The sequence below is a fragment of the Burkholderia plantarii genome (assembly GCF_001411805.1).
Classification (GTDB): Bacteria; Pseudomonadota; Gammaproteobacteria; order Burkholderiales; family Burkholderiaceae; genus Burkholderia; species Burkholderia plantarii.
The window spans coordinates 822,692-848,471 of the sequence record NZ_CP007212.1; the positions used below are offsets into that span (position 1 = coordinate 822,692).

General features: G+C 69.0%; 25 protein-coding genes. 17 read left to right on the forward strand and 8 right to left on the reverse strand.

Going from position 1 to position 25,780, the window contains the following annotated elements:
• Window positions 1–36 precede the first annotated feature (36 nt).
• A complete protein-coding gene (gene groL / locus bpln_RS03585) occupies window positions 37–1,677 on the forward strand; it encodes a chaperonin GroEL (RefSeq protein WP_042624011.1) in 1,641 nt (546 codons plus the stop codon).
• Between the two features lie 165 nt (window positions 1,678–1,842).
• Here the strand turns inward: groL and thiD are convergent, their stop codons facing one another.
• Window positions 1,843–2,706, reverse strand: coding sequence for a bifunctional hydroxymethylpyrimidine kinase/phosphomethylpyrimidine kinase (gene thiD, locus bpln_RS03590; protein WP_042624012.1), 864 nt, complete (start codon window positions 2,704–2,706; stop codon window positions 1,843–1,845).
• A gap of 341 nt (window positions 2,707–3,047) precedes the next feature.
• Here thiD and bpln_RS03595 point away from each other — a divergent pair, with 341 nt between their 5' ends.
• Window positions 3,048–3,218 carry a rubredoxin gene (locus bpln_RS03595; RefSeq protein WP_006400971.1) on the forward strand — a complete coding sequence of 57 codons (171 nt, stop codon included), beginning with the start codon at window positions 3,048–3,050 and terminating at the stop codon, window positions 3,216–3,218.
• A 119-nt stretch (window positions 3,219–3,337) separates the two neighbouring features.
• Entirely contained in the window at window positions 3,338–4,654 is a 1,317-nt protein-coding gene (locus bpln_RS03600) for a hypothetical protein (protein ID WP_055138104.1), read from the forward strand.
• A gap of 40 nt (window positions 4,655–4,694) precedes the next feature.
• Here the strand turns inward: bpln_RS03600 and bpln_RS03605 are convergent, their stop codons facing one another.
• Complete coding sequence (locus bpln_RS03605) at window positions 4,695–4,937, reverse strand: hypothetical protein (RefSeq protein WP_055138105.1); 243 nt, start codon at window positions 4,935–4,937, stop codon at window positions 4,695–4,697.
• Between the two features lie 76 nt (window positions 4,938–5,013).
• Here bpln_RS03605 and bpln_RS03610 point away from each other — a divergent pair, with 76 nt between their 5' ends.
• The 6 genes from bpln_RS03610 (at window position 5,014) to bpln_RS03635 (ending at window position 9,911) form a co-directional block, all read left to right on the forward strand.
• Complete coding sequence (locus tag bpln_RS03610) at window positions 5,014–5,592, forward strand: YqgE/AlgH family protein (protein ID WP_042624014.1); 579 nt, start codon at window positions 5,014–5,016, stop codon at window positions 5,590–5,592.
• Window positions 5,589–6,041 (forward strand): Holliday junction resolvase RuvX, encoded by a 453-nt coding sequence (gene ruvX, locus bpln_RS03615; RefSeq protein WP_042624015.1) that lies wholly within the window; start codon window positions 5,589–5,591, stop codon window positions 6,039–6,041. Before bpln_RS03610 ends, ruvX begins: the two co-directional genes overlap by 4 nt.
• Window positions 6,028–6,546, forward strand: coding sequence for a bifunctional pyr operon transcriptional regulator/uracil phosphoribosyltransferase PyrR (pyrR, locus tag bpln_RS03620; RefSeq protein WP_055138106.1), 519 nt, complete (start codon window positions 6,028–6,030; stop codon window positions 6,544–6,546). Before ruvX ends, pyrR begins: the two co-directional genes overlap by 14 nt.
• An 82-nt stretch (window positions 6,547–6,628) precedes the next feature.
• A complete protein-coding gene (locus tag bpln_RS03625) occupies window positions 6,629–7,660 on the forward strand; it encodes an aspartate carbamoyltransferase catalytic subunit (RefSeq protein WP_055138107.1) in 1,032 nt (343 codons plus the stop codon).
• A 96-nt stretch (window positions 7,661–7,756) separates the two neighbouring features.
• Window positions 7,757–9,034 carry a dihydroorotase gene (locus bpln_RS03630; protein ID WP_042624018.1) on the forward strand — a complete coding sequence of 426 codons (1,278 nt, stop codon included), beginning with the start codon at window positions 7,757–7,759 and terminating at the stop codon, window positions 9,032–9,034.
• A 61-nt stretch (window positions 9,035–9,095) separates the two neighbouring features.
• Window positions 9,096–9,911: a lysophospholipid acyltransferase family protein gene (locus bpln_RS03635; protein WP_042626408.1), complete on the forward strand. Its 816-nt coding sequence runs from the start codon at window positions 9,096–9,098 to the stop codon at window positions 9,909–9,911.
• A gap of 136 nt (window positions 9,912–10,047) precedes the next feature.
• On the opposite strand, the gene bpln_RS03640 is transcribed toward bpln_RS03635, so the two are convergent.
• Window positions 10,048–10,899, reverse strand: coding sequence for a symmetrical bis(5'-nucleosyl)-tetraphosphatase (locus bpln_RS03640; protein WP_042624019.1), 852 nt, complete (start codon window positions 10,897–10,899; stop codon window positions 10,048–10,050).
• Between the two features lie 380 nt (window positions 10,900–11,279).
• Here bpln_RS03640 and rfbB point away from each other — a divergent pair, with 380 nt between their 5' ends.
• From rfbB to bpln_RS03680, 8 genes are all read left to right on the forward strand, one after another.
• Window positions 11,280–12,341 carry a dTDP-glucose 4,6-dehydratase gene (gene rfbB, locus bpln_RS03645; RefSeq protein WP_055138108.1) on the forward strand — a complete coding sequence of 354 codons (1,062 nt, stop codon included), beginning with the start codon at window positions 11,280–11,282 and terminating at the stop codon, window positions 12,339–12,341.
• A 10-nt stretch (window positions 12,342–12,351) separates the two neighbouring features.
• Entirely contained in the window at window positions 12,352–13,245 is an 894-nt protein-coding gene (rfbA, locus tag bpln_RS03650; RefSeq protein WP_055138109.1) for a glucose-1-phosphate thymidylyltransferase RfbA, read from the forward strand.
• Window positions 13,230–13,781, forward strand: a complete 552-nt coding sequence (rfbC, locus tag bpln_RS03655) for a dTDP-4-dehydrorhamnose 3,5-epimerase (RefSeq protein ID WP_055138110.1) — start codon at window positions 13,230–13,232, stop codon at window positions 13,779–13,781. The genes rfbA and rfbC overlap by 16 nt, the downstream gene beginning before the upstream one ends.
• Complete coding sequence (rfbD, locus tag bpln_RS03660; protein WP_042624023.1) at window positions 13,778–14,671, forward strand: dTDP-4-dehydrorhamnose reductase; 894 nt, start codon at window positions 13,778–13,780, stop codon at window positions 14,669–14,671. The genes rfbC and rfbD overlap by 4 nt, the downstream gene beginning before the upstream one ends.
• 487 nt (window positions 14,672–15,158) lie before the next feature.
• Window positions 15,159–15,947 carry a glycosyltransferase family 2 protein gene (locus bpln_RS03665; protein WP_082465320.1) on the forward strand — a complete coding sequence of 263 codons (789 nt, stop codon included), beginning with the start codon at window positions 15,159–15,161 and terminating at the stop codon, window positions 15,945–15,947.
• Window positions 15,944–16,900, forward strand: a complete 957-nt coding sequence (locus tag bpln_RS03670; protein WP_055139435.1) for a UDP-glucose 4-epimerase family protein — start codon at window positions 15,944–15,946, stop codon at window positions 16,898–16,900. The genes bpln_RS03665 and bpln_RS03670 overlap by 4 nt, the downstream gene beginning before the upstream one ends.
• A gap of 5 nt (window positions 16,901–16,905) precedes the next feature.
• Window positions 16,906–17,922 carry an MraY family glycosyltransferase gene (locus bpln_RS03675; protein WP_082465182.1) on the forward strand — a complete coding sequence of 339 codons (1,017 nt, stop codon included), beginning with the start codon at window positions 16,906–16,908 and terminating at the stop codon, window positions 17,920–17,922.
• A 12-nt stretch (window positions 17,923–17,934) separates the two neighbouring features.
• Window positions 17,935–19,815, forward strand: a complete 1,881-nt coding sequence (locus bpln_RS03680; protein WP_055138113.1) for a polysaccharide biosynthesis protein — start codon at window positions 17,935–17,937, stop codon at window positions 19,813–19,815.
• Between the two features lie 122 nt (window positions 19,816–19,937).
• Here the strand turns inward: bpln_RS03680 and bpln_RS03685 are convergent, their stop codons facing one another.
• The 5 genes from bpln_RS03685 to bpln_RS03705 all read right to left on the reverse strand — a co-directional run bounded on the left by bpln_RS03685 (window position 19,938) and on the right by bpln_RS03705 (window position 25,662).
• Window positions 19,938–21,050, reverse strand: coding sequence for an MraY family glycosyltransferase (locus tag bpln_RS03685; protein ID WP_055138114.1), 1,113 nt, complete (start codon window positions 21,048–21,050; stop codon window positions 19,938–19,940).
• A 241-nt stretch (window positions 21,051–21,291) separates the two neighbouring features.
• On the reverse strand, window positions 21,292–22,314 hold the full coding sequence (galE, locus tag bpln_RS03690) for a UDP-glucose 4-epimerase GalE (protein WP_055138115.1): 1,023 nt from the start codon (window positions 22,312–22,314) through the stop codon (window positions 21,292–21,294).
• Between the two features lie 12 nt (window positions 22,315–22,326).
• Window positions 22,327–23,463: a glycosyltransferase family 4 protein gene (locus tag bpln_RS03695; RefSeq protein ID WP_042624029.1), complete on the reverse strand. Its 1,137-nt coding sequence runs from the start codon at window positions 23,461–23,463 to the stop codon at window positions 22,327–22,329.
• Between the two features lie 34 nt (window positions 23,464–23,497).
• Window positions 23,498–24,325, reverse strand: a complete 828-nt coding sequence (locus bpln_RS03700) for a glycosyltransferase (protein ID WP_055138116.1) — start codon at window positions 24,323–24,325, stop codon at window positions 23,498–23,500.
• Window positions 24,322–25,662 carry an oligosaccharide flippase family protein gene (locus tag bpln_RS03705; protein WP_420807353.1) on the reverse strand — a complete coding sequence of 447 codons (1,341 nt, stop codon included), beginning with the start codon at window positions 25,660–25,662 and terminating at the stop codon, window positions 24,322–24,324. The genes bpln_RS03700 and bpln_RS03705 overlap by 4 nt, the downstream gene beginning before the upstream one ends.
• Window positions 25,663–25,780 lie beyond the last annotated feature (118 nt).

The following is a 25,780-nucleotide window of genomic DNA, read 5'->3' on the forward strand; positions in this document are numbered from 1 at the left end:
CCGGTATCCATTCCCAAGAATTCAAGGAGTTAGAAGATGGCAGCTAAAGACGTCGTGTTCGGCGATTCCGCCCGTTCCAAGATGGTTGAAGGCGTGAACATTCTCGCCAACGCAGTGAAGGTCACGCTGGGTCCGAAGGGCCGCAACGTGGTGCTCGAGCGTTCGTTCGGCGGCCCGACGGTCACCAAGGACGGCGTGTCGGTCGCCAAGGAAATCGAGCTGAAGGACAAGCTCCAGAACATGGGCGCGCAAATGGTCAAGGAAGTCGCTTCCAAGACCAGCGACAACGCAGGCGACGGCACGACGACGGCAACCGTCCTCGCGCAATCGATCGTCCGCGAAGGCATGAAGTACGTTGCATCGGGCATGAACCCGATGGACCTGAAGCGCGGCATCGACAAGGCCGTCGCCGCGGCAGTGGAAGAGCTGAAGAAGATCAGCAAGCCCTGCACGACGAACAAGGAAATCGCCCAGGTCGGCTCGATTTCGGCGAACAGCGATTCGTCGATCGGTGACCGCATCGCCGAAGCGATGGACAAGGTCGGCAAGGAAGGCGTGATCACCGTCGAAGACGGCAAGTCGCTGGCCGACGAACTCGACGTCGTCGAAGGCATGCAGTTCGACCGCGGCTACCTGTCGCCGTACTTCATCAACAACCCGGACAAGCAAGTCGCCGTCCTCGACAACCCGTTCGTGCTGCTGCACGACAAGAAGGTGTCGAACATCCGTGACCTGCTGCCGGTGCTGGAGCAAGTCGCGAAGGCCGGCCGTCCGCTGCTGATCATCGCCGAAGACGTCGAAGGCGAAGCGCTCGCGACGCTGGTGGTGAACAACATCCGCGGCATCCTGAAGACCGTCGCCGTCAAGGCACCGGGCTTCGGCGACCGTCGCAAGGCCATGCTGGAAGACATCGCGATCCTGACCGGCGGTCAAGTGGTGGCGGAAGAAACCGGCCTCACGCTCGAGAAGGCAACGCTGGCCGAACTCGGCCAGGCCAAGCGCATCGAAGTGGGCAAGGAAAACACGACGATCATCGACGGCGCTGGCGAAGCCGTGAACATCGAAGCGCGCGTCAAGCAAGTGCGTGCGCAGATCGAGGAAGCGACCTCGGACTACGACCGTGAGAAGCTGCAAGAGCGCGTTGCCAAGCTGGCGGGCGGCGTGGCGGTGATCAAGGTTGGCGCCGCGACCGAAGTCGAAATGAAGGAAAAGAAGGCACGTGTCGAAGACGCACTGCACGCCACGCGCGCAGCTGTGGAAGAAGGCATCGTGGCCGGCGGCGGCGTCGCGCTGATCCGCGCACGCACCGCGATCGCGGGCCTGACCGGCGTCAACGCCGACCAGAACGCCGGCATCAAGATCGTGCTGCGCGCGATGGAAGAGCCGCTGCGCCAGATCGTCACGAACGGTGGCGAAGAGGCGAGCGTCGTGGTCGCGGCAGTTGCCGCCGGCCAAGGCAACTACGGCTACAACGCAGCGACGGGCGAGTACGTCGACATGGTCGAAGCCGGCGTGGTCGACCCGACGAAGGTCACGCGCACCGCGCTGCAAAACGCAGCTTCGGTCGCCGGCCTGCTGCTGACGACGGACGCTGCCGTTGCCGAACTGCCGAAGGAAGACGCACCGATGCCGGGCGGCATGCCGGGCGGCATGGGCGGCATGGGCATGGACATGTAATCGACTTCGGTCGATTGCATCGACGGGCGCGCAGCGATGCGCGTCCCGTCTGCCAAACAAAAAACCCGCAAGTGATTGCGGGTTTTTTGTCGTTTACGGCTCGGGTCGCGGCGCCGTCGCGCGTGGTCGGGCTTGTCTCGCCCGGCCCCGTTCAGCGGCGCGTCGTCAGTGGCGCGACGCGCCGAACGGCGGCGTGGCCGGGGCGGCGGGGGCGGCCGGCGCGTCCTCGTTGCTGCGCGCCCAGAAGAAGCGATCGGGCACCCAGGCGCCCATGCCGGGCCGAAACGCGTCGCGCGCGGCCTGGTAGAGATATTCCTGCGCCTCGCGCACGGCCTCGGGCGGTTCCTGGCCGTTCGCGAGCAGCGCCGCGATCGCGGTGCCGAGCGTGTCGGTCACGCCCATCAACCGATGCGGCGTGCGCTCCCACAGGTCCTGGCGGATCTGCCCCTCTTCGCCGTACAGCGTGTTGACGAGCCGGTGCGTGCCGGTCTCGGTCGCCAGGATGTATTCGCACCCCTGCGACAGCAGATGCGCGATCGCGGCATCGAGGTTCGGGGCCTCCGCGTCGCCGTCGGGCTGCGCGAGCGCGATCAGCGTGGCATGGTCGGCCACCAGCAGCGTGGTCTGCGGCGCAAGCAGGTCCGCGATCGATTCGCGCAGATCGTCGGCGGCCAGCACGTGTTCGTCGTCGAGCGTGAAGTCAGGCGCGAGCACGAGCGGCACGCCGTCGTAGTCGGCCACCACCTCGGCGATCGCGCTGACCACTTCGGCACGCGCGGTCGCGCCGATCTTGAAGGCGGCCACGGGCATGTCCTCGAGCAGCATGCGGGCCTGCGCGACCACGGTGTCGGGATCGAGGCCGGTGACCTCGTCGCAGGACGCCGAATCGCGGACCGTGTAGCCCGTCAGCACCGACACGCCGTGGCAACCCATGCTCGCCAGCGTCAGCAGATCCGCCTGCAGGCCGGAGCCGCCGGTGGGATCGGACAGGCCGAATGTGAGGACGATCGGGGGGGCGTTGCTGGACATGAAAAATCGGGGAAAGAGATAACGATCGGGCGGCGCACCACGCGGGTGCGCCTCGCCGGTCATTATGCGGGGGAAAGCTGCGCGTGAAACGGTTTTTTTAATGAGATACAGCGCGCGGTGGCCCCGCCGGACCGCAGGCGCGCGGCCGTTTGCAGCGCTTCGCGGGCCCTCGCAGCTGCCGGCGGCGGCCGGGTGCGACGCCGCGCGAGATCGATGCGCGCGCAGCGGTCGCGCCGTCCCGGCCCGACCGTCCCCCTGCCGCATCTCGGAGCTAGGCAGCGCGGCCCTCCGCACGTTACCATCACGGCTCCCCAAACAACGCTATCCCTGCGCGGCGAACGATGGAATATAAAAGCTGGATGTGCCTGATCTGCGGCTGGATTTACGACGAAGAGGCGGGGTTGCCGGACGAGGGCATCGCCCCGGGTACACGCTGGGAAGACGTGCCGATCAACTGGACCTGTCCGGAATGCGGCGCGCGCAAGGAAGATTTCGAGATGGTTCAGATCTGACCGATCCGCGCCGCCTTTCGGCCGCGGGCCGGCGTGCCTGACGCGACGCCGGTCCGGCGGTATCCCGCACGGCTCCGGCCGCGCGGCATTTTCGTCTTCGCGTCGATGGTTGCGAGCCCATGACGACGTTCCCGGCCGCCGTGCCGATCCCCGATGCGCTGCCGAATCCCCGCGGTGGCGCGGTGCTGCTCGTCGAGGCGACGCTGGCCGAGGCCAGCACGGCGTCGGGCGAGGCGCTCGCGCGGGCGCTGCGCACCGGCGCGGCAGCCTTGCGCGACGCGGGCTGGCTGGCCGCGCAGCGTTATGCGCTGGCGCTGGCCGCCGCGTCGCTGGCCACCTCCACCGATGGCGCACCGGATCCGGTCGGCTTGCCGTGGCGCGACGCGCTGCGCGATTTCCGCTGGGCCGTCGCGCGCCGCAACCTGCGCGAGCTTGCCTGCTCGCCGGTGCTGCACGCGCATTACCGTGCGGCGTGCGCGTCGGCCGAGCCCGATCGCGCGCGGGCCGCGCGCGAGGTGCCGTTCGACGCGCTCGCGCTGGCCGGCCGCCCGGTGCCGCCGGCGCGGCTCGACGCGCTGCCGGCCGATCGCCTCGCGCATCTGCGCGCCGTCTACGAGGCCGCGCTGCTGATCGTGCTGCGCGAGCCCGACGCGCCGCCCGCGGCTGCGCTCGATGCGCTCGACGCCTGCCTCGCCGCGCTCGCCGGCAGCGATCCCTACGATTATTGGCGGCTGGCCCGCGCCTGCCTGCGCACGTTGCGCGGCACGGCCGGCACCGAGCTGCGGCGCTGGCTCGCGCGCGGCAACCTGCAACTGCGCGAGCAGGCCAACGGCGCGCGCGTGGCCGATGTGGCACTCGTGCGCGAGACGCTCGCGCTGGTCTGGCGCGAGCTCGCGCTGTACGGCGCCGCGGCCGAGGATGCGGCCGAGGTCGAGTTGCTGAACGACTACGGCCTGACGGTGGACTGGCACGTGGCCGGCTCGCAGGCATCGGAGATGCTCTGGGAGGCCGATGCCGCGCGCGCCGAGGCCGACGCGCTGCGTGATGCCGCGGCGATCCGCCAACTCGGCGTGGTCACCGTCAACGGCCACGCCTACGAGGATTTCCTGCAGACCGCCGACGCCTCGATGACGGAGCTGGCGGGTGATCCGGCCGCGGCCGGCACGACCCAGGCCTGGCGCGCGTCGGCCGCGGCCTATCGGGTCGGCGCCGCCGCGGCCGCGCTCGGGCTCGGCCAGACGGCGCTGCTGGCCGACGCGGTCGCGCTCGGCTGGCGCCGCATCACCCACGGTCATCCGCCCGGCGATGGCGGGGCGGCGCTCGCGGCCGGCTCCGACGCGCTGCGCGCGGCGCTCTACAAGATCGCGGCCGGCGTGGCGCCGCCCGATCTGGCGGCCGCGCGCGAGGCGCTCGGCACGGCGCTCGAGGCGGCCTGAGGCCGGCCTGGGCGCCGGCCCGGATGATGTCGTGTCCCCCTTATGTCCTGTGGCGGGCGCGCCACCGATCATCGATCTCCGACGGGCGGCGCGCGGTGCGGCCGGATCGATTGATTTTGGGGACGTTTCCGCCGATTGACGAACGATTCGCGACCGATTCGGCCGCATCGCCGATGATGGGCTTTTTGTGACGCGGCGCCACCGCGAGCCGCGACGCCGTTGCCGCGCGGCGAGCCTGCCGGTCGGCCCCGAACGCGTGATAGAGTGCGACGTGATCCGTCATATCGACCCTCGCGGCGGGCGGCGCCGGATGACATGGCGCCGCTCGCTACCGCGCGGTCTTTGCTAAAATTCAAACCATGTCAAAGAGTTCCGATCGCATCAATCTCACCAACCAGTTCCTGATCGCCATGCCCAGCATGTCCGATCCGACGTTCTCCGGGACGGTGGTCTATCTTTGCGATCACAGCGAGCGCGGCGCGCTCGGCCTCGTCATCAACCGTCCCACCGACATCGACCTCGAATCGCTGTTCAACCGCATCGACCTCAAGCTCGAGATCGAGCCGTTGCTGCACATCCCCGTCTATTTCGGCGGCCCGGTGCAGACCGAGCGCGGCTTCGTGCTGCACGAGCCGGTGGAGGGCAGCGCCTACAGTTCGTCGATGACGGTCGAGGGCGGGCTCGAGATGACGACCTCGAAGGACGTGCTCGAGGCGGTCGCGTCGGGCAGCGGCCCGAAACGCTTTCTGCTGACGCTCGGCCACGCTGGCTGGGGCGCCGGCCAGCTCGAGGACGAAATCTCGAAGAACGGCTGGCTGACCGTGGCGGCCGATCCGCGCATCGTGTTCGACACGCCGGCCGAGGAGCGCTTCGAGGCCGCGCTCGGCCTGCTCGGCGTGTCCTCGACGATGCTCTCCGGCGAGGCGGGCCACGCATGAGCGGTTCGAACGCGCGCGAGGCGACGCTGCTCGCGTTCGACTACGGCGAGAAGCGGATCGGCGTGGCGGTCGGCAATACGCTCACGCGCTCGGCCCGCGCGCTCGTCATCGTTCCCAACCTGAATCGCGACCATCGCTTCAAGGCGATCGGCGAGCTGATCGCCGAATGGCGCCCGGACGCGCTCGTGGTGGGCCTGCCGCTGCATCCGGACGGTACGCCGCACGAGATGACGCAGCAGGCCAAACGCTTCGGCAACCAGCTGAACGGCCGCTTCAACCTGCCCGTCAGCTGGATCGACGAGCGCTATTCGTCGGTCGAGGCGCGCGCCCAGCTGCGCGAGCGCGGTGCTAGAGCGAAAGGCGCCGCCGCGGCCATCGATGCCGAGGCCGCCCGCGTGATCCTTCAAACCCATCTCGACCAGTTGCCCGATCATCATGAGTTCCATTGACGCCGAAGCGCTCTACCGCGCGCTGCTCGCCCGGATTCGCGACGCCTGGGGCGAAGCCGCGTTCGCGGCGCCCGACGGCCCGGCGATCGCCGGCATTTACAGCGGCGGCGCCTGGCTCGCTGAGCGCCTCGCGCGCGACCTGAACGCGTCGGGCTTCGGCGTCGTCAACGTCGCGCTGCATCGCGACGACTACGCCAAGAAGGGCCTGCACAGCCAGGCCAGCCCGACCTCGCTGCCGTTCGAGGTCGAGGGGCGCCGCATCCTGCTCGTCGACGACGTGCTCTACACGGGCCGCACCGTGCGCGCCGCGCTCAACGAGCTCTACGACTACGGCCGTCCCGCCGCCGTCGAGCTCGCGACGCTGGCCGACCGCGGCGGGCGCGAGCTGCCGGTGGCGGCGCGCTTCGTCGGCGGCACGCTCGACGTGCCGGCCGGCGCGACGCTCGTGCTCACGCGCGACGCGGCGCTGCGCTTCACGTTCGATCTCGAGGCGAGCTCGCACTGAGCGCGCCTCATCCGGTGCCCGCGGCACGCGAAGCCGTGCCGGGGCGCCAGCTACCTGGCAACACGCTGGAATCACGCACACCATGACGACCGACACCTCCGGCCGCGCCGGCACCCCCGCCGCGGCTGCGTCCACCGAGCGCTTTCGCTACGGCTTCCTGAAGGGCAACCCGCAGCTCACCAAGAACGGCGAGCTCAAGCATCTGCTGTCGATCGAGGGCCTGCCGCGCTCGATCGTCACGCACATCCTCGACACCGCGGACCGCTTCGTCAGCGTGACCGACCGCGAGGTGAAGAAGGTGCCGCTGCTGCGCGGCAAGTCGGTGTTCAACCTGTTCTTCGAGAACTCGACGCGCACCCGCACCACCTTCGAGATCGCCGCCACGCGCCTGTCGGCCGACGTGCTGAACCTGAACATCAACGCGTCGTCGACGAGCAAGGGCGAATCGCTGCTCGACACCATCAACAACCTCTCGGCGATGCATGCCGATCTGTTCGTGGTGCGCCATGCCTCGAGCGGCGCGCCGTACCTGATCGCCGAGCACTGCGCGCCGCACGTCCACGTGATCAACGCCGGCGACGGCCGCCACGCGCACCCCACCCAGGGGCTGCTCGACATGTACACGATCCGCCACTACAAGCGCGACTTCACGAAGCTGCGCGTGGCGATCGTCGGCGACATCCTGCACTCGCGCGTGGCGCGCTCGGACATCCATGCGCTGACCACGCTCGGGGTGCCCGAGGTGCGCGCGATCGGGCCGCGCACGCTGCTGCCGGGCGGGCTCGAGCAGATGGGCGTCAAGGTCTTCCACAATCTCGACGAAGGCCTGAAGGGCGTCGACGTGATCATCATGCTGCGCCTGCAGAACGAGCGCATGAGCGGCGCGCTGCTGCCCTCGGCGCAGGAGTATTTCAAGAGCTGGGGGCTCACGCCCGAGCGGCTCGCGCTGGCCGCGCCCGACGCGATCGTGATGCACCCGGGGCCGATGAACCGCGGCGTCGAGATCGACTCGCAGGTGGCCGACGGCCCGCAGTCGGTGATCCTGAACCAGGTCACGTTCGGCATCGCGGTGCGCATGGCCGTGATGGGGATCGTCGCCGGCAACAGCGACTGATTGCGGCCGCGGGCCGGCGCCACGAGCCGCGCAGCGCGGCGGGCGCCGCCGTCCGGCCATCGAATTCCACGCATCCAACGCATTCACAGGCAGCGCATGAAGATTCATATCAAGGGCGGCACGCTGGTCGATCCGGCCGCCGGCACGCAGCAACAGGCCGACGTCTACCTCGCGGCCGGCAAGGTCGCCGCGATCGGCGCGGCGCCGGCCGATTTCCACGCGGCGAAGACGATCGACGCCACCGGGCTGGTGGTCGCGCCCGGTCTCGTCGATCTCTCGGCGCGGCTGCGCGAGCCCGGCAACGAGCACCGCGCCACGCTCGAGTCCGAGATGGCCGCGGCCGTGGCCGGCGGCGTGACGAGCCTCGTCTGTCCGCCCGACACCGATCCCGTGCTCGACGAGCCGGGCCTGGTCGAGATGCTCAAGTTCCGCGCGAGCAAGCTGCACCAGGCGCACGTCTATCCGCTCGGCGCGCTGACGGTGGGGCTCGGCGGCGAGGTGATCACCGAGATGGTCGAGCTGACCGAGTCGGGCTGCATCGGCTTCACGCAGGCCAACGTGCCGATCCGCGACACGCAGGTGCTGCTGCGCGCGCTGCAATACGCGAGCACCTATGGCTTCACGGTCTGGCTGCGCCCGCTCGACGCGTTCCTCTCCAGGGGCGGGGTGGCCGCGAGCGGCCCGGTCGCGTCGCGGCTCGGGCTGTCGGGCGTGCCGGTGTCGGCCGAAACCATCGCGCTGCACACGCTGTTCGAGCTGATGCGCGTGACGGGCGCGCGCGTGCATGTAATGCGACTGTCGTCGGCGGCCGGCATCGCGCTGGTGCGCGAGGCGAAGGCCGAGGGGCTGGCGGTGAGCTGCGACGTCAGCGCGAACCACCTGCACCTGACCGACGTCGATATCGGCTACTTCGACGCGCAGTACCGGCTCGATCCGCCGCTGCGCGCCGAGCGTGATCGCGAGGCGATCCGCGCCGGGGTGGCCGACGGCACGATCGACGCAATCTGCTCCGACCACACGCCGGTCGACGACGACGAGAAGCTGCTGCCGTTCGCCGAGGCGACGCCGGGCGCCACCGGCCTCGAGCTGCTGCTGTCGCTGACGGTGAAGTGGGCCAACGAAGCGAAGCTGCCGCTCGCGCGGGCGCTGAGCCACATCACCTCGGCCCCGGCCGACGTGCTGAAGCTGCCGGCCGGGCGTCTCGTGCCGGACGCGGTGGCCGACCTGGTGGTGTTCGATCCGGCCGCGCACTGGCAGGTCGAGCCGCGCGCGCTGAAGAGCCAGGGCCACAACTCGCCGTTCCTCGGCTACGAACTGCCCGCGCAGGTGCGCGCGACGATCGTCGCCGGCCAGCTCGCGTTCGAGCGTCGCTGAGCGGGAGCGCATCGTGAACCTGTTGCGCAAGCTGCGCCTGATCCTGCATCTGTTGCGCGGGATGGCGACCATCGCCCTGCATTTCGGCCGGGCCACGCCGGCGCGGCGGCAGGAACTGACGCGCCGCTGGACCGTGAAGATGCTGCGGCTCTGCGGGATGCGGCTCGTCGTCCATCACGACGAGGCGCGGCTCGATGCCGGCGCGCTCGTGATCGGCAACCACGTCTCGTGGCTCGACATCTACGTGATCAACGCGTGGCGGCCCACGCCGTTCGTCTCGAAGGCCGAGGTGCGCCAGTGGCCGGTGGTGGGCTGGCTCGCCGAGAAGCTCGGCACCATCTTCCTGCAGCGCGAGAAGCGCAGCGAGGCCAAGCGGATCATGCACGAGCTGGCCGAACGTCTGAACGGCGGCGAGCTGATGTGCGTGTTTCCCGAGGGCACCACCTCGAACGGGCTCGATGTGCTGCCGTTCCATTCGAACATGTTCCAGGCTGCGGTCGAGGCGGGGCGCCCGGTTCAGCCGCTCTGCATCATGTACGAGGACGCGCAGGGGCGGCAGTCGGTGGCGCCCGCCTACACCGGCAAGATGTCGCTGGGCACCTCGCTCGGGCGCGTACTGCGTGACGCGCCGCTGGTCGCGCACCTCTACGTCGGCGCGCCGATCGAGGCCGGTGACCGGCGCGAGCTCTCGGCGCGCGCGCGCGAGGCGGTCTGCGCCGCGCTGGCCGAGATGCAGGGCAACGCGGGCCAGCCGACGGCCGAGGCGCTCGCGCGGCTTGCCGTCGACGAACTCGCGGGGCAGCCGGGCGGGGCGGCGGCGCATGAAGCCGCGCCGACCGGCGTCGAGGCGGAGCCGGCCGCGCGCCGCGACGCCTGACGGCCGCGAGGGCGGGGCGCTTCGCCTTCACGGGCGAGCCCCGATCGCTCTTTGGGCGTCGTGGTCCGACCCCGGCCGCCGATAGTTCGATGCAATTGAACGCGTTGCGGCAACGCAACAGAAACGTGCCGGCCGTTCAGTCCCCGCCGGCGCCGCAGCCCTCGCAGGACACCTGCGTGACGCGGCGCGCGGCCGGGTCGTCGGCGAGTTCGACGGCCGACAGCTGGTTTCCCCACACGCATCCGGAATCGAGCGCGACCAGGTTGTCGCGCAGCATCAGCCCGAGCGCGGCCCAGTGACCGAACACGACGGTCACCTCGGCGCTGCGCCGGCCGGGCGCCTCGAACCACGGCAGATAGCCGTCCGGCGCAGCGCCGGGGCCGCCGTTGGCGCGGAACTCCATCGCGCCGTCCGGCGTGCAGAAGCGCAGCCGCGTGAGTGCGTTGAACGCCACGCGCAGGCGCTCGGCCTTCGTCAGGCCGTCCCGCCACTGGTTCGGCTCGTTGCCGTAGAGCTTTCGCAGCGTGTCGCGCCAGTCCGGCGCGCGCAGCGCGCGCTGCAGTTCGTCGGCGAGTTCGAGCACGAGCGTCACGTCCCATTGCGGCAGCAGGCCCGCATGCAGCATCAGCTTGCCCCCCTCGAAGTGAACGAACGGCCGGTGGCGGACCCAGTCGAGCAGATCCTCCGCGTCGGGTGCGTCGAGGATCTCGCCGATCGTGTCGCCGGGCTTGAGCTGCCGGATGCCGGCCGAGACCGCCAGCAGGTGCAGGTCGTGATTGCCGAGCACGGCCACCCGGCGCTCGCCGAGCGCGATCACCTCACGCAGCGTGGCAAGCGAGGCGGGGCCGCGGTTGACCAGATCCCCCGCGAACCAGAGCGGCCGGTCGGCTGACGGGGACAGGCGTGACAGCAACTGGCGCAACGGCGCGTGACAACCCTGGAGGTCGCCGAACGCGATGGGAACGGCCGTGCCGGATGCTAGGGTCATGGGCGTGACGTGATGATTTGACATTGCTTGACGAACTGCGGCACACGGTAACACAGGTTAATCCGGACTTCCTTGCGCGATTGGCGAGAGAAAATATCCCGCGAATTGTCTCTTTTTTGAGAAAAACGGGTGCGAAACATCATGCCTTTCGTCATTTGTCAAGCTGTTGCAAGTTGTTAGAAGCCCGCCTTTCAGGGGGGACTGGCCTTATAATTGCGCGCTTGCGGGGCGAGGTGCGACAAGGCTGCAAGGCAGTCCGATCGGCCTGCCGGGCTGCAGAACAACAGAACATTCGCGATTCGCGGGCGCACATTCCGGGAAGCCGTGGCGCCAGTCGACAACGCGGCGCGTATGGATCGTATTTCGACAAAAGGGATCCCATGATATTGGTGACGGGCGGTGCCGGTTTTATCGGCGCCAATTTCGTGCTGGACTGGCTCGCGCAATCCGACGAGGCAGTGCTGAATGTCGACAAGCTGACGTATGCGGGCAATCTCGGCACGCTGAAATCGCTTCAGGATAATCCGGCGCACGTATTCGCCCGCGTCGATATCTGCGATCGTGCGGCGATCGACGCGCTGCTGGCCGAGCATCGCCCGCGCGCGATCCTGCATTTCGCGGCGGAAAGCCATGTGGACCGCTCGATTCACGGGCCGGCCGATTTCGTGCAGACCAACGTGGTCGGCACCTTCACGCTGCTCGAGGCGGCGCGCCAGTACTGGAACACGCTCGAGGCCGACGCGAAGGCTGCGTTCCGCTTCCTGCACGTCTCGACCGACGAGGTGTTCGGTTCGCTGTCGGCGAGCGACCCGCAGTTCTCCGAAACCACGCCGTACGCGCCGAACAGCCCCTATTCGGCCACCAAGGCCGGTTCCGACCATCTGGTGCGCGCCTACTTCCACACCTACGGGCTGCCGGTGCTGACCACCAACTGCTCGAACAACTACGGCCCCTACCAGTTCCCCGAGAAGCTGATCCCGCTGATGATCGCCAACGCGCTCGCCGGCAAGCCGCTGCCCGTGTACGGCGACGGCCAGAACGTGCGCGACTGGCTCTACGTGGGCGACCACTGCTCGGCGATCCGCGAGGTGCTGGCAGGCGGCGTGCCCGGCGAGACCTACAACGTGGGCGGCTGGAACGAGAAGAAGAACCTCGACGTGGTGCATGTGCTGTGCGATTTGCTCGACACGCACCGGCCGAAGGCTGCCGGCTCGTATCGCGAGCAGGTGACGTTCGTCACCGATCGCCCCGGCCACGATCGCCGCTACGCGATCGACGCGCGCAAGCTCGAGCGCGAGCTCGGCTGGAAGCCGGCCGAGACGTTCGAGACCGGCATGGAAAAAACCGTGCGCTGGTACCTCGACAACCAGCCCTGGGCCGCCGAGGTCGCCTCGGGCGAGTATCGCAACTGGGTCGAGATGAACTACGCGCAGCGCGCGTGACGGAGGCGAGATGACACGCAAGGGCATCATCCTGGCCGGCGGTTCCGGCACGCGTCTGTACCCGATCACGCACGCGGTGTCGAAGCAGCTGCTGCCGGTGTACGACAAGCCGATGATCTACTACCCGCTGGCGACGCTGATGATCGCGGGGATTCGCGACGTGCTGATCATCTCGACGCCGCAGGACACGCCGCGCTTCGAGGCGATGCTCGGCGACGGCGCGCAGTGGGGCATGAACCTCGCCTACGCGGTGCAGCCGTCGCCGGACGGGCTCGCGCAGGCATTCATCATCGGCCGCGAATTCATCGGCAACGATCCGTCGACGCTGATCCTCGGCGACAACATCTTCTACGGCCACGATCTGGTCCGGCAGCTCGCGAGCGCGAACGCGCGCGAGGACGGTGCGACCGTGTTCGCCTATCACGTGCAGGATCCGGAGCGCTACGGCGTGGTCGAGTTCGATAGCGCGTTCCATGCGCTGTCGATCGAGGAGAAGCCCGCCAAGCCGCGCTCGAACTACGCGGTCACCGGGCTCTATTTCTACGACCGGCAGGTGTGCGACATCGCCGCCGACATCAAGCCGTCCGCGCGCGGCGAGCTCGAGATCACCGACGTGAACTCGCGCTACCTGCAGGCCGGCCAGCTCGACGTCGAGATCATGGGCCGCGGCTACGCGTGGCTCGACACCGGCACGCACGATTCGCTGATCGAGGCCGCGACCTTCATCGCCACGTTGCAGAAGCGTCAGGGGCTGGTGGTGGCGTGCCCCGAGGAAATCGCGTACCGGCACGGCTGGATCGACGCCGAGCAGGTGCTGAAGCTGGCGCAGCCGCTCGCGAAGAACGCCTACGGGCAGTATCTGAAGAATCTCTTGACGGACCAGGTGGCATGGCAATCCAGGTAACTCCAACCGCGCTTCCCGAGGTGAGGATCGTCGAGCCGAAAGTGTTCGGCGACGACCGCGGTTTCTTCTACGAAAGCTTCAACGGCCGCGAATTCGCCGAGAAGGTCGACCCGCAGGCGGTGTTCGTCCAGGACAACCATTCGCGTTCGGCGCGCGGCGTGCTGCGGGGCCTGCACTACCAGATCGAGCATGCGCAGGGCAAGCTGGTGCGCGTGATCGCGGGCGAGGTGTTCGACGTCGCGGTCGACATCCGCCGCGCGTCGCCGAACTTCGGCAAGTGGGTCGGCGTGATCCTGTCGGCCGAGAACAAGCGCCAGCTTTGGGTGCCGCCCGGTTTCGCGCACGGCTTCGTCGCCGTCAGCGAATCGGCCGAATTCCTCTACAAGACCACCGATTACTGGTATCCCGAGTTCGAGCGAAGCCTCCTCTGGAACGATCCGGTGATCGGCATCGAGTGGCCGCTCGACGGCGAGCCGGTGCTGGCCGCGAAGGATGCGGCCGGCGTCCTGCTCGCCGACGCCGAGGTGTACGCATGAGGGTGCTCGTCACCGGCCGCAACGGCCAGGTCGGCTGGGAACTGGCCCGCGCGCTCGCGCCGCTCGGCGAGGTGGTCGCCTGCGATCGCGAGACCGCCGATTTGTCGCGGCCCGAGACGCTCGCGCCGCTGGTGGCCGAGGTCCGGCCCGGCCTGATCGTCAATGCCGCGGCCTACACGGCGGTCGATCGGGCCGAGGAGGAGGAGGCGCTCGCGCTGCGCGTGAACGGCGAATCGGTCGGCGTGCTGGCCGAGGCGGCCCGCAAGGCCGGCGCACTGCTGGTTCACTATTCGACCGACTACGTATTCGACGGCACGGCCGATCGTCCCTACACGGAGAGCGATCCGACCTCGCCCGTCAATGCCTACGGCCGCACCAAGCTGGCCGGCGAGCAGGCGATCGCGGCGGCCGGCGGCGACTGGCTGACGTTTCGCACCACCTGGGTCTATGGCGTGCGCGGTCGAAACTTCCTGCGCACGATGCTGCGACTGGCGGGAGAGCGCGAAACCATGCGGGTGGTGGCCGACCAGATCGGTACCCCGACTTCGGCGCGGATGATCGCCGAACTGACCGCGCATGCCGCCGCGCAAGCAATGCGCGAGCGTTCGGCAGGTCATTTCGAATCGGGCCTGTTCCACATGACGGCTGCCGATCAGACTTCCTGGCACGGCTTTGCCTCCACGATCGTCGATTCGGCTCGCGCAACCCGCGGTGACGCGATCAAGGTACGCACCATCGAGGCGATCGATTCGGAGGCCTACCCGACGCCGGCACGCCGTCCGGCATGGTCGGTGCTCGACAACGGCCGTTTCGATCGGCGTTTCGGGCTGACTCGGCTCGACTGGCGCCGCGCGCTGGCGCTCGTGATGGACGATCTCGCGGAACATTGACGCGCGCTCCGGTTGATGTTGATCAGATCGCGCAACACGGCGCGCCTGACCGATGCGGTGCCGGCCCGGCTGCGTTTCGCGTCGCCTGCCTGCGCGCGATCGCCGAATGTCTTCCGCGGGCCCCGTTCGAACCGAGGCGTCGAACCGCGCGAGCATGCGCGTGACTTGACGGCCGGCAGGTGGACGTCGGCTATCATGGCGCTGCGTCATCGCGTGGCCGCGGCCCGGCGAGCGGCGCGTGCAGGAGCCCAAAAACGGCGGCTGGCCGCGCGATGCGAGGTTTCGCATCCCGGCAGGGCCAAACCGATGCGGCGGGCCGAAGCCCGGCGTCCGCGCCGGTCCGGCCGGGCGTTGCCGCGGCCTGCTGTCGAATGCGATAGCGCCGGCCATCATTTGAATACGTCACCCACACTTGGCATCCGAATCCTTCACTCCCGCATTGCATCCGGTTCCGCCATCCGGCGATGAGCGCTGGTCGGTCTCGATCGTGACCTACCATCCCGAGCGCGCGACCATCGCAAGCACGCTCGCGCATCTGCTCGAAGCCTGCCGCGTCTGGCAGTCGGAGCGCGGCGGCGGGATCGAACTCTATCTCGTCGACAATGGCGGGCTGCCAGACCTGGCCGAGCCGATCGCGGCGCTCGAGCGCGCCGGCGTCGCCTGTACCCTGCTCTCGGGGCACGGCAATCTCGGTTACGGGCGCGGCCATAATCTCGCGATCGAGCGCGCGCGCGGCCACTGTCACCTGGTGCTCAATCCCGACGTCGATCTCGATCCCGATACCCTGGTGCGGGCTGCCGAGTTCCTCGACGCGCATCCGCAGGTCGGCCTGCTCGCGCCGCGAACCTATGACGGCGAACTGCGGCTCCAGTACCTGTGCCGTCGTTATCCCGCCTTGCTCGACCTGTTCGTGCGCGGCTTCCTGCCGGGTTCGCTGCGCAGGCTGTTCGCGCGCCGTCTCGCACGCTACGAGATGCGTGACCAAATCAACGACACGGACATCGTCTGGGAGCCGCCCATCGTCAGCGGCTGCTTCATGCTGTTCCGTACCGACCTGCTGCGTCGGCTCGGGGGCTTCGATCCGCGCTACTTCCTCTATTTCGAGGACTACGACCTCAGTGTCCGCGCCGGCCGGCTTGCGTCGATCGCGTATGTCCCCTCGGTGCGGATCATCCATCACGGCGGCGGTGCTTCACGCAAGGGCTTCGCCCATATCCGGATGTTCCTGGCCTCGGCCTTCCGGTTCTACCATCGTTTCGGCTGGAAGTGGCGATGAACAGGATTCTCGTGACCGGAGCAAACGGCTTCGTCGGCCGCGCCACCTGCCGCGCCTTGCTGGCCGGAGGCCATGCGGTGACGGGGCTGGTCAGGCGCCCGGGCGCCTGCGTTGACGGGGTCAGCGAGCGGTGCTTCGACGGCATCGACTTCGACGGGCTCGCCGAGGCAGACCTGCCCGAGGTCGACTGCGTGATCCATCTCGCGGCCCGCGTGCATGTGATGAACGACAGCGCCGCCGATCCCGAGCTGGCGTTCCGGGCGACCAATCTGACGGGAACGCTGCGCGTCGCGGAGGCCGCGCGCCGCCGCGGAGCACGGCGTTTCGTGTTCGTGAGCAGCGTGAAGGCGCTTGCCGAAGGCGATGACGGGACGCCGCTGTCCGAGGACACGCCGGCGAGACCGCTCGATCCCTACGGGCGTTCGAAGCGCGATGCCGAACTCGCGTTGCAGCAATGGGGCAAGGACAGCGGGATCGAGGTGGTGATCGTGCGTCCGCCGCTCGTCTATGGACCCGGCGTTCGCGCCAATTTCCTTCGCATGCTCGACGCCGTGGCGCGTGGCGTGCCGTTGCCGCTCGGCTCGGTTCGCGCGCGCCGGAGCCTCGTCTACGTCGACAACCTGGCGGATGCGCTGCGCTGCTGCGCGACCGACCCCCGGGCGACGGGATGCTTTCACGTCGCGGACGACGACGCGCCGACGGTGGCCGAGCTGCTGCGCATGGTGGCCGTGGAACTGGGTCGCCCGGCGCGCCTCGTGCCGTTTCCGGTCGGCCTGCTGCGCGCGATCGGCCGCTTGACCGGGCGCGCCGCTCAGGTCGATCGCCTGGCCGGCAGCCTGCAACTCGATACGCGCCGGATCCGGCGGGAACTTGGCTGGCAGCCGCCCTGCACGACCCGACAGGGGCTCGCCGCGACGGTTGACTGGTACCGCTCACGAAATCATCGGACATGACAGACATGCTTCTTGCGTTGCCCTTCGCGTGGCAGGTGGTGCTGGTTGCAGTCCTGGCCGCCGTGATGTCCACGGCGATCCTGCGCCTGCTGCTGAGCACCGGATGGGCATGGCGGCTCGCCACCGACATTCCGAACGCGCGCTCGCTGCATACTCGCCCGATTCCGCGCGTCGGCGGCTGGGGCATCGTGCCGGTGGTGGTCGTGGGAATCCTGGCGCTTGCGCCGCGTCTCGCCCTGATTGCGCTGGCGGCGGCGGCGCTGGCGGCGCTCTCGCAGATCGACGATCGGCGCGGCCTGCCCGCGCGGGTTCGCTTTGCCGCCCATCTGGGCGCGGTGGCGGTGTTGCTGGTCGTCTATCCGGCCGCCGCGCCCTGGTGGCTGGTTGCCATCGGGTTCCTGATGGTCTGGCTGATCAACCTGTACAACTTCATGGACGGCGCGGATGGCCTGGCCGGCGGCATGGCGCTGTTCGGTTTCGGAGCCTATGCGGCCGCCTCGTTCGCTGCCGGGCCGGGCGCGGCAGCGGATCTCGCCTTGGCATCGGCGAGCGTCGCCGGCGCGGCCGCGGGCTTCCTGCTGCTCAATTTCCATCCGGCACGACTGTTCCTTGGCGATGCCGGCTCGATTCCGCTCGGTTTTCTCGCCGGGGCGCTCGGATATTGGGGCTGGCGCGAGGCTGTCTGGCCGATCTGGTTTCCGGCCATGGTGTTTGCACCCTTTATCGCGGATGCATCTGTAACATTATTGAGACGTTTGTTACGCAGTGATAAGTTCTGGCAGGCGCACCGCGAGCATTATTATCAGCGCATGATCCGCTCGGGCACGAATCATCGCCGGACCGCGCTTTACTGGTATGCCGCGATGCTTGTCGGCATAATCATCGCCCTGAGAGCACTGACCTGCAGTCCCCTGATCCAGTGGATCCTGTTTGTCGGATGGTATTGCGTGATTGCATGCACCGGCTTGATCATCGATCTGCGCTGGCGCCGGGTGCTGGATAACGCCAACAACAATTTCTGAGGTGCCGTGTCGATGTTGCGACGCAAAGCATCGTGGCTTTCGCTGAGCGCGTTCCTGTTCGACCTGCTGGCGGTCGCCACCACGTGGCTCTTTTCCTATCTGATCCGCTTCAACGGTAGCGTGCCCCCCGATTTCCTCCACGGCGGCCTGCTCGCGCTCGCCTGGGTGCTGCCCGTCTACGCCGTGCTGTTCCGCGCCCTCGGCCTCTACCGCGGGCTCTGGGTGTTCGCGAGCCTGCCCGATCTGCTGCGGATCTCGAAGGCGGTGGTGGGCGGCGGCGGCATCGTGATGGCCTGCGCGGTGATGTTCCAGCCCGCGCCGATCATCCCGCGCTCGGTGCTGCTGCTCTCGCCGATGCTGCTGTTCCTCGTGATGGGCGGCGCGCGCGCGCTGTACCGCGCGACCAAGGAGTTCTATCGCTACGGCGGCCTCGTCGGCCAGGGCAAGCCGGTGCTGGTGCTCGGCGCCGGCGGCGCCGGCGCGAGCCTCGCGCGCGAGCTGTCCCGCTCGGGCGAATGGCGGCTGGTGGGGCTGCTCGACGACGAGCCGGCCAAGCGCGGCCGCGAGGTCTACGGCTATAAAGTGCTCGGCCCGATTTCCGAACTGCCGCGCTGGGCCGAGGCGATGAAGGCCGAGCACGTGATCATCGCGATGCCGGCGGCCTCGGTGGAAGTGCAGCGCCGCGTCGCTACGCTGTGCGTGCGCGCCGGCGTGAACGCGTTGGTGCTGCCGTCGCTGACCACCATGCCGGGCCAGGGCATCCTCTCGCAGGTCCGCCAGATCGACCTCGAGGACCTGCTCGGCCGCGAGGAGGTGACGATCGACACGGCGCACGTCGACGCGCTGCTGCACGATCGCGTGGTGATGGTGACGGGCGCGGGCGGTTCGATCGGCTCCGAGCTGTGCCGCCAGATCCTGCGCTTCTCGCCCGCCCAGCTGATCGCGTTCGACCTGTCCGAGTTCGCGATCTACCGGCTCACCGAGGACCTGCGCGAGCGCTTCGGCGACAGCCGCGTGGTGCCGATCATCGGCGACGCCAAGGATTCGCTGCTGCTCGACCACGTGATGGCGAGCCACGCGCCGCACATCGTGTTCCACGCGGCGGCCTACAAGCACGTGCCGCTGATGGAGGAGCTCAACGCGTGGCAGGCGCTGCGCAACAACGTGCTCGGCACCTACCGCGTGGCGCGCGCGGCGATCCGGCATGGCGTGCGCCACTTCGTGCTGATCTCGACCGACAAGGCCGTCAACCCGACCAACGTGATGGGCGCGAGCAAGCGGCTCGCCGAGATGGCCTGCCAGGCGCTGCAGCAGACCAGCCCGAACACGCAGTTCGAGACGGTGCGCTTCGGCAATGTGCTCGGCAGCGCCGGCAGCGTGATCCCGAAGTTCCAGCAGCAGATCGCCAAGGGCGGCCCGGTTACCGTCACGCACCCCGAGATCACGCGCTTCTTCATGACGATTCCCGAGGCCTCGCAGCTGGTGCTGCAGGCGTCGAGCATGGGGCGGGGCGGCGAGATCTTCATCCTCGACATGGGCGAGCCGGTGCGCATCGTCGACCTGGCGCGCGACCTGATCCGCCTCTACGGCTTCGACGAGCAGCAGATCCGCATCGAGTTCACGGGCCTGCGGCCCGGCGAGAAGCTCTACGAGGAACTGCTCGCCGACGACGAGACCACCACCCGCACGCCGCATCCGAAGCTGCGCACCGCGAAGGCGCGCGAGGTGCCCGACCACCTGCTCGACGAGCTGCTGCCCTGGCTGATGCAGCATCGCGTGCTTGGCGACGACGAGGTGCGCCGCGACCTGCGCCGCTGGGTGCCGGAATACCAGCCGGCCTGCGGCCCGACGCTGCAGAGCATCGCCGGCGGCGGCGCGCAGCAGGCCGGCTGAGGTCGCTCGAGGCGACGACACACCAACGAAAGGCGCTCGAATGAGCGCTTTTTTTCATGGTCGATCACGACACCAAACCGCACGGCGAACGCACGCCATGACGGCCGCGCGGCCCCCGTGCCTCAGTGGTGACGGCGCGCGCGCTGCTTGCGGACCACCAGCCAGCGTGGCACGCGAAAACGCACGATGCTGACGTAGAGCCACACGTAGGTGAACGCGAACACCAGCACGAACGCGAACAGGTGGACCGTGTGCCGCCAGAACAGCGTGGCCGGGATCACGGCCACGAGGCAGAGCAGCCACAGGTAGGGCGAGGTCAGCGAATTGCGGCGCGTCAGGTCGTGCGCGGCGCGCGTGCCGACGGCCCAGCGCATCAGCCGCTTGTAGACGAGCATGTGCAGGTGGACGCCGTCGGGGATGCCGGGCGAGATGCCGCGCACGAATTTCTTCCGGTAGATCGAGAAGCAGGTCTCGAAGATCGGGTACATGAACAGCAGCACCGGATACCAGGCCGACACCTCGCGGTGCTGCATCACGAGCAGGATCGAGAGCTCGCCGAGCATGAAGCCGATGAAGTAGGCGCCGCCGTCGCCGAGGAAGATCAGCCCGGCCGGGAAGTTCCAGATGAAGAAGCCCATGATCGCGCCCATCATCACGAGCGAGGCCGACAGCACGGTCGGATCGGACACCTGGAACGCGACGTAGGCGAGCGAGGCGAACATCATGAACGCGACCATCGAGGCCAGGCCGTTGAAGCCGTCGATGATGTTGACGGCGTTGGCGAGCGCGGCCACGGCCAGCACCGTGACCACGGCCGAGATTGCCGTGTAGCTGAGCAGGAAATCGAGCGGCGGCACGCTGATGCGCGTGATCGCCACGCCGACCAGCGCGAACGCGATCGCGGCGGCGGCCATGGTGCAGATCAGGCGCGCGCGCGGCGAAACCTTCTTCGTCAGGTCCTCGACGAGTCCCGAGGCGAACGCGGGTAGGCCGCAGGCGGCGAGCCCGGCGATGCTGCCGGCCACCGTCGGATAGCGCAGCGCGAGCGGCACGCAGCCGGCCAGCAGGCCCGCGACGATGCCGAGGCCGCCGACGCGCGGCACCGGGCGAACATGGAATTTCTGCACCCCGGCCAGGTCGCTGTCGATCGAGAATTTCTCGTGCAGATGCGCATAGCGGATGATGAGCAGCGTGACGAACAGGGAGGCGAGGAACGCGACGGCGAAACTGAGCATGGACGGGCCGGAGGGCGAGCGGGGCCGGCCGACGAGCCGGAAACGGGACAGCGGATTATACAGGACGCCCGGCCGGCCCCGAAAGCGCGGCCGGCTCGCGTTTCCCTTGTGGGACAAGGACTTGCGGGGAATTGCGGAGACTGGCGAGGGCCGGCGAGGGCCGGCGGGGGCGAGGCGCGGCGGCCCGGCGCGCGGGCGGCGCGACCGATTCCGTCCGGACCGGCCGCGCCGCCCGCGTGGGTCAGGCGAAGCCGCGCGGGTTCTTCTCCTGCCAGCGCCAGTGGTCGGCACACATGCGCTCGATGCCGTACTCGGCGCGCCAGCCGATCAGCTCGGCCGCGCGGGCCGGGTCCGCATAGCACTCGGCGACGTCGCCGGGCCGGCGCGCGACGATCTCGTAGGGCACCTTGCGCCCGCTCGCGGCCTCGAACGCGCGCACGATGTCGAGCACGCTGTAGCCGCGCCCGGTGCCGAGGTTCACCGTGAAGCTCGCATCGCGCTGCCGCAGCGCGTCGAGCGCGGCGAGGTGGCCGCGCGCCAGGTCGACCACGTGGATGTAGTCGCGCACGCCGGTGCCGTCGGGCGTCGGGTAGTCGTTGCCGAACACGCGCAGGCGTTCGAGCTTGCCCACCGCGACCTGCGCGACGTAGGGCATCAGGTTGTTCGGCAGGCCGGCCGGGTCCTCGCCGATCAGGCCGCTTTCGTGCGCGCCGACCGGGTTGAAGTAGCGCAGCGTCGCGATCCGCCACGACGGGTCGGAGATCTCGAGGTCGCGCAGGATCTGCTCGGCCATCAGCTTGGTCTGGCCGTAGGGGTTGGTGGCCGAGAGCGGGAACGATTCGTCGATCGGCGAGCGCTCGGGCACGCCGTAGACGGTCGCCGACGAACTGAACACTACCTGCCTGACCTCGCGCGCGCGCATCACCGCGAGCAGCGAGAACAGGCTGTCGAGGTTGTTGCGGTAGTAGTCGATCGGCTTGGCCACCGACTCGCCCACCGCCTTGAGCGCCGCGAAGTGGATCGCGGCCGTGATCGGGTGCGCGTCGAACACCTTGTCGAGCGCGGCCTCGTCGCGCGCGTCGATCGGGTGGAATGCGGGCGCGCGGCCCGCGATCTCGGTGATCCGGTCGACGGCCACGCGCTTGCTGTTGACCAGGTTGTCGACGATCACGACGTCATAGCCGTGACCGAGCAGTTCGACAGCCGTATGCGAGCCGATGAAGCCCGCACCGCCCGTCACGAGGATGGTGCCTTTGTCACTCATGGTTGACCTCCGTCAGAGTGCCGTGCCCGTCAGCGCACGGATGGTTTCTCGATAGCGTTCGACGACGTTCGCCTCGTCGAACTCGCGCAACACTTTCTCGCGGCCGCGCTGCCCCATCGCGCGGCGCGCCTGGGCCGGCATCTCCAGCATCGCCGCCATCTTTTCCGCCAGGCTCGCGCTGTCGCGCGCGAGGCAGAGCAGGCCTGTCTCGCCGTCGGCCACCACGTCGCGGCAGCCGGGCACGTCGGTGGCGACGATCGGGCGGCACATCGCGGAGGCTTCCATCAGCGTGCGCGGCACGCCTTCGCGATACGACGGCAGCACCACGCAGTCGGCCGCCTCGATATGCGGGCGCACGTCGTGCGCCTCGCCAAGATACGTGATCAGGCCGTCGCGCACCCATTCGTCGACGTAGCGCTTCGACACCGCGCTCGGATTGTCGACGTCCACCGGCCCGAGCAGCGCGAAGCGCGCCTGCGAATAGCGCGGGCGCAGCGCGCGCGCCGCGTCGACGAACTCGCGCACGCCCTTGTCCCACAGCAGCCGGCCGATCAGCACGAACGTGAAGGTCGCGCGCTCGGGCAGCGGCGTGGCCGCGAACTGTTCGATGTCGACGCCTTCGCCGTGCAGCAGCCGCGCGCGCTCGGGATGCGCGAGCAGGCGCGAGGCCTCGAAGGTCGCCAGGTCGTCGCGGTTGAGGAACCAGACCTCGCGCGGGAAGCGGAACGCGAAGCGGTAGAGTTGCTTCGCGATCGAGGCCGCGCGGCTCTCGCGGATGAACACGTAGCCGAGCCCGGTGGTGACGGCCACCGACGGCACGCGCGCGAGCCAGGCCGCGATCGAGCCGTAGATGTTCGGCTTGATCGTGTAGTGGAACACCAGTTGCGGGCGCAACTCGCGATAGTGGCGGCGCATCGCGGCCAGCATCCGCAGATCCTCGAGCGGATCGGTGCCCTTCGAGGCCACCGGCAGCTCGACATAGCGGCAGCCCATCGCGACGAGCGGCTCGACGGTGCGATCGCGCGGCGCGAGCACCACCACCTCGGCGCCGCTCGCCACCAGCATGCGGATCAGGCCGTGGCGGTAGGTGTGGATCGCCCAGGCGGTGTTGCAGACGAGGACGATGCGCAGCGCGGAAACAGGACTCATGGGGCAGTAGTGAGAGGGAAACGGGACCGGCGCGTCAGGCGGGCGGGCGCGGCGCGAACGAGCGGCGCTTGAGCCGGTGCAGCAGCGCATACGGCGTGACGAGATGCAGAAGGTATTTCGCGAGGCCGCCCCAGTCACACGGGTTGCCCACGTCGAAATAACGCAGCACCAGCGCGAGCGTCGAGCGGATCTGGCGGCGGCGCTTCGTGGCGCTGATGCCGCCTTCGTTCAGTTCGTAATATAGGCCGAGTTCGGGCAGGTTCGCGCAATCGTAGCGTTCCATTAAGCGCAAAAAAATGTCCAGATCCTCGGCGGCCGGATATTTGATCCGATAGTTGCCGACCTCCACGACCCGGGCAATATCGAGCATCACCGACGGATGCACGAGCGGCGAGCGCAGGAAGCGCGTGCGGCGCAGCCGCGCCGGATCGGCGGGCGGCGTCAGCATGAAGAGCGGCCGGCCATCGCGCGCGACCACCTGCGCCCAGGTGCCGACGCAGGCCACGCGCGGGTGCGCCGCCAGGAACGCGCGTTGCTTCACGAGCCGGTGCGGCACGGCCAGATCGCCCGCGTCGAGGCGCGCGGCATAGCGCACGCCGCGCGCCGCGAGCGCGTCGATGCCGGCCGCGAGCGCGCGCTCGATGCCGCCGTTGCGCGGCATGCGCAGCACCTCGACGGTCAGGCCCGCGCGCGGGCGCGGCGCGATCGGCGGCGTGCTGCCGTCGTCCACCACCAGCACCCGCACGGGGGCCGGTTCGTCGAGCGAGTCGAGCGTGCGTTCGAGGTCGTCGTGGCCGTTGTAGGCGGGGATCAGCACCGCGACGTCGTCGAGCGCGCCGGCGGAAGCGGGAGAGGGCGTCATGGGCGCAGGCTCTGGCGAATGTAGTAGAAGTTGACCGAGGCGGCCGCGAGATAGCCGGCGGCGAGGCCGACCAGCGCGCCGTACAGGCCGAGCGCCGGGATCGCGAAGGTGTTGGCGAGCGCCGCCACGGCCAGCGCGAGCAGCCATTTCGCGAGCAGCACGAATTTCGCCTGGTATTTGAGCACCACCAGGTTGCCGATCGCCTCGATCCCGGCCGGCACCGAGAGCCAGACGGCCCAGCGGAAGATCGACACCGACTGCGCGAAGCCCGGGCCGAACACGCGGCCGATGATGAGCGGCGCGAGCAGGTCGAGCACCGCCGCGCCGGCGATCATCAGCGCGCTGGTCATCGCCATCAGCCGCCAGACGTTGCGGCGCAGCCGGGCCACCTCGCTCACGCGGTAGACGAACGCGGGCGCGATGGTCTGCGCGAGCAGCAGCGCGAGCGTGATCCAGTTCTCGTTCAGTTGCTGCGCCGCCGCGTAGCGGCCCAGTTCGGCGAACGACACGTGGCGTTCGAGCATCAGCCGGTCGAGTTTCAGGAACAGGTACATGCAGACGAGCCCGATCCAGAACACGGTGCCCGCCGAGGCGAAATGGCGGAACAGCGGTGCCTCGACGCGCCAGCCGAGCCGGCCGCCGTGGCGCTGCCGGTAATAGAGCATCAGCGCGAGCGCGATCGCGCCGGCCTCGAGCGCCCACAGCCAGCCGTAGCTGGCCGGCGTCGCGGCGGCGCGCACCAGCAGCCAGACCAGTACCGCCTTGCCGAGCGCGGCGACCATGCTGGCGATCAGCTGCGGCTTGCTGTAGGTCATGCTCTGCAGCCAGGCGTTGATGACGCCGACGAACGGCTCGCGCAGCACCATCGTCACCGCGAGCCCGGCCAGCATCGCGCCCACCAGCGGATCGACCCAGTGCATGGCGATGCCGGCCCAAGTCAGCGCGAGCGCGGCAGCCGACACCGAGATGCGCAGCGCGAACGCGCTGCCGAGCACGGCGCCGAGCTGCCCGGGCGGGCGCTGGACGATGGTCGGCACCAGGATCTCGGCGCCGCACACCCAGGTCAGCGGCGCCAGTACCAGCAGCAGCGTGTTCGCGTACTGCCACTTGCCGAACGCGTCGGGGCCGAGCGCGCGCGCGAGCAGGCCGCTGATCACGATCGCCACGCCGATCTGCGTGAGGCGCTCGAGGCCGAGCCAGACCAGGTTGGCGGCGGCGCGAGCGACATCGGGGTTGGCGATGCGCGAAAGCTTCAGCATGAAAAAAACCGGATGAAAATGGGTACGAGGCCGCGTCGGCCGGCGCCGCCGAATTTCTAATTTGCTGCGCTGAAACATCCACGCATTAGAATGGGCGGCTCGCGGATCACGGTCGGGTGACCGGTCCGGTCCAAACGATCGATTATAAGTTGTTCGGGTTCGAACCCGACATCGGCGGGGCGCAGGCGGGCGGTAA

What these genes read in the sequence shown, in the direction of transcription:
- bpln_RS03605 (WP_055138105.1), bottom strand. Translation starts at nt 4,937, where the DNA reads ATGACGGATCACGTCGCACTCTATCACGCGTTCGGGGCCGACCGGCAG.
- ruvX (WP_042624015.1), top strand. Translation starts at nt 5,589, where the DNA reads ATGAGCGGTTCGAACGCGCGCGAGGCGACGCTGCTCGCGTTCGACTAC.
- bpln_RS03705 (WP_420807353.1), bottom strand. Translation starts at nt 25,662, where the DNA reads ATGTTTCAGCGCAGCAAATTAGAAATTCGGCGGCGCCGGCCGACGCGG.
- bpln_RS03700 (WP_055138116.1), bottom strand. Translation starts at nt 24,325, where the DNA reads ATGACGCCCTCTCCCGCTTCCGCCGGCGCGCTCGACGACGTCGCGGTG.
- bpln_RS03635 (WP_042626408.1), top strand. Translation starts at nt 9,096, where the DNA reads ATGGCGACCATCGCCCTGCATTTCGGCCGGGCCACGCCGGCGCGGCGG.
- rfbB (WP_055138108.1), top strand. Translation starts at nt 11,280, where the DNA reads ATGATATTGGTGACGGGCGGTGCCGGTTTTATCGGCGCCAATTTCGTG.
- bpln_RS03675 (WP_082465182.1), top strand. Translation starts at nt 16,906, where the DNA reads ATGCTTCTTGCGTTGCCCTTCGCGTGGCAGGTGGTGCTGGTTGCAGTC.
- bpln_RS03595 (WP_006400971.1), top strand. Translation starts at nt 3,048, where the DNA reads ATGGAATATAAAAGCTGGATGTGCCTGATCTGCGGCTGGATTTACGAC.
- pyrR (WP_055138106.1), top strand. Translation starts at nt 6,028, where the DNA reads ATGAGTTCCATTGACGCCGAAGCGCTCTACCGCGCGCTGCTCGCCCGG.
- bpln_RS03630 (WP_042624018.1), top strand. Translation starts at nt 7,757, where the DNA reads ATGAAGATTCATATCAAGGGCGGCACGCTGGTCGATCCGGCCGCCGGC.
- rfbC (WP_055138110.1), top strand. Translation starts at nt 13,230, where the DNA reads ATGGCAATCCAGGTAACTCCAACCGCGCTTCCCGAGGTGAGGATCGTC.
- rfbA (WP_055138109.1), top strand. Translation starts at nt 12,352, where the DNA reads ATGACACGCAAGGGCATCATCCTGGCCGGCGGTTCCGGCACGCGTCTG.
- rfbD (WP_042624023.1), top strand. Translation starts at nt 13,778, where the DNA reads ATGAGGGTGCTCGTCACCGGCCGCAACGGCCAGGTCGGCTGGGAACTG.
- thiD (WP_042624012.1), bottom strand. Translation starts at nt 2,706, where the DNA reads ATGTCCAGCAACGCCCCCCCGATCGTCCTCACATTCGGCCTGTCCGAT.
- galE (WP_055138115.1), bottom strand. Translation starts at nt 22,314, where the DNA reads ATGAGTGACAAAGGCACCATCCTCGTGACGGGCGGTGCGGGCTTCATC.
- bpln_RS03670 (WP_055139435.1), top strand. Translation starts at nt 15,944, where the DNA reads ATGAACAGGATTCTCGTGACCGGAGCAAACGGCTTCGTCGGCCGCGCC.
- bpln_RS03610 (WP_042624014.1), top strand. Translation starts at nt 5,014, where the DNA reads ATGTCAAAGAGTTCCGATCGCATCAATCTCACCAACCAGTTCCTGATC.
- bpln_RS03680 (WP_055138113.1), top strand. Translation starts at nt 17,935, where the DNA reads ATGTTGCGACGCAAAGCATCGTGGCTTTCGCTGAGCGCGTTCCTGTTC.
- groL (WP_042624011.1), top strand. Translation starts at nt 37, where the DNA reads ATGGCAGCTAAAGACGTCGTGTTCGGCGATTCCGCCCGTTCCAAGATG.
- bpln_RS03695 (WP_042624029.1), bottom strand. Translation starts at nt 23,463, where the DNA reads ATGAGTCCTGTTTCCGCGCTGCGCATCGTCCTCGTCTGCAACACCGCC.
- bpln_RS03600 (WP_055138104.1), top strand. Translation starts at nt 3,338, where the DNA reads ATGACGACGTTCCCGGCCGCCGTGCCGATCCCCGATGCGCTGCCGAAT.
- bpln_RS03640 (WP_042624019.1), bottom strand. Translation starts at nt 10,899, where the DNA reads ATGACCCTAGCATCCGGCACGGCCGTTCCCATCGCGTTCGGCGACCTC.
- bpln_RS03625 (WP_055138107.1), top strand. Translation starts at nt 6,629, where the DNA reads ATGACGACCGACACCTCCGGCCGCGCCGGCACCCCCGCCGCGGCTGCG.
- bpln_RS03685 (WP_055138114.1), bottom strand. Translation starts at nt 21,050, where the DNA reads ATGCTCAGTTTCGCCGTCGCGTTCCTCGCCTCCCTGTTCGTCACGCTG.